This is a genomic window from Nonomuraea lactucae (genome assembly GCF_003313395.1).
In the GTDB taxonomy this organism is placed as follows: domain Bacteria; phylum Actinomycetota; class Actinomycetes; order Streptosporangiales; family Streptosporangiaceae; genus Nonomuraea; species Nonomuraea lactucae.
This window is the reverse complement of the sequence record NZ_QNFZ01000417.1, coordinates 1-1,031: the sequence shown is the minus strand read 5'-3', so window position 1 is coordinate 1,031 and position 1,031 is coordinate 1. Positions and strand designations below refer to the sequence as shown.

The window sequence follows — 1,031 nt, the reverse complement described above, 5'->3', positions numbered from 1 at the left end:
GTGAGCACGCCGTCCGCGCGGCCGCCCGTGGCCGCGCCGTCGCCGGTGGCGGCCTGGGCCTCCGGTTCGGCGCCGTCGGACAGCATCACCCTGGGGACGTGCCTGCGGCGCGCCTCCTGCTCGTACGCGGCCCGCCGCTCGGCGACGAGCGCGCTCAGGTCGCCGCCTGCCAGGGCCGACCTGGCCTCGTCGAACCGCAGGAAGAAGACGTCCTCAGGGGCGCCGAGCACGCCCGTGGCGACCAGGTGCTCGCCGACCGCGAGCATGCTGCGCCGGAGCCCGGCGAGGGTCTGCACGAGGTAGAACTTGGGCAGCTCGCGCAGCCCCGCGTACGCCCTGGTGCGGCGCAGGGCCAGGCGGGTGACCGCGCCGCGCAGGCGGCCCCTGCGACGGGCGCGGGCCACGATGGTGGCCATGGCCATGGTGGCCTCGGCGGCTCCCCGCGAGAAGAGGGCGTCGGGGGCGAGGGCGGCCCCGGCGCGGTCCATGCGCAGGTAGTTGGCCAGGACGCCGAGGATGTGCGCGGGGTCCTCGGACCAGCGCGGCAGCCCCAGGTCGATCTCGGCGACTCCCCGGTGGCCGTACTTCTCCAGGAAGCGGGCGATCTCCCGCTGTGCCTTCGGAGGCAGCTCCCCCGCCCGGTAGCGGCGCGCCAGCTCGCTCACCGGCTCCTCGCGGAACGGCTCGGGCTCGATGCGGGTGGCCAGCGCCCACAGCTCCAGGTCCATCTCGGTGGTCGGGTTGCCGGGCACGCTGCGGAGCACGTCCTGCATCTCGGACAGCGGCGTGCCGGACAGCCGGCCGGCCAGCGCGAACAGGCCGTACCCGGTCACCACGATCGGCATGATGGAGATGATCGCCGGGAACGTGGCGCCGAGCACGCGTTCGGCGTGGTCGAGACGCTGCGCGGGGGTCGCCCCGTCGGGCACGCGCAGCCGCCGCTCGACGAGGCCGCCGACGCGGCGGGTGTGGGCGACCACCCGTGACGGGCTCACCAGCGCCTCCAGCACGCGGGCCGGGGCGTGGACGCG

At 76.2% G+C, this 1,031-nt stretch carries 1 pseudogene; it reads right to left on the bottom strand.

The window, feature by feature from the left end:
* Nucleotides 1-1,031, bottom strand: a pseudogene (locus tag DQW85_RS22315) (PEP/pyruvate-binding domain-containing protein); the annotation flags it as partial.